This window comes from Halorussus salinisoli (genome assembly GCA_005239435.1).
In the GTDB taxonomy this organism is placed as follows: domain Archaea; phylum Halobacteriota; class Halobacteria; order Halobacteriales; family Haladaptataceae; genus Halorussus; species Halorussus salinisoli.
The window spans coordinates 1-588 of record SZNP01000018.1 but is presented as its reverse complement, the minus strand read 5'-3'; the positions used below and the strand labels follow the sequence as shown (position 1 = coordinate 588).

Annotated in this window: 1 pseudogene; it reads left to right on the top strand. The window is 67.7% G+C overall.

Annotation, left to right across the window (positions count from 1 at the left end):
* Nucleotides 1-588: pseudogene (locus tag E2484_RS24625) on the top strand (BREX-5 system adenine-specific DNA-methyltransferase PglX); the annotation flags it as partial.

Here is a 588-nt window from a genome sequence, read left to right as displayed (position 1 = left end):
CCTCTCCCGCGAGGCGGTCGGCCACCTCGTCTCGAAGCGCCAGTACGACTTCGTCTCGCCGCACTACGACGGCCCGATTCTGCTCGACGTGCTGGGTATCGACGACCCGCTTCCGCAGTACGACCACCCTCACCGCGAACTCCGCGAGGAGCTCGACCTCGACGACCCCGTCGAGACCGTCTCGCCCGACGCCTCGCTAGAGGAACTCGGCGTCGCGGCGGCCAAGCACCTCGAACGCGTCGAGCGGAACCTCCAGTCGTGTGCGGGTGCCATCGACGAGGCGGTGTTCGACTGCTTCGACGTGACCGACGACCAGCGCGAGACCGTCCTCCAGGAGATCGCGCTCCGGACCATCGAAGACCCGCGCGAACGCGAGGTCTACGACCCCGAGACCATCACCGAACCGACCGACGACTTCCCCGAGATGGTCAAGGACCTGTTGGTCCACCTCGCCATTCGCATCGTCCACGAGGACGACGACGGCGTCGTCCCGCTCTCCGACGTGGAGGGCGAAACCGACCTCCTCACCCGCATCGAGGCCGAGTTCGAGCGACTCTTCGGCGACCACGCCGCGGCGAGACTGGCCGA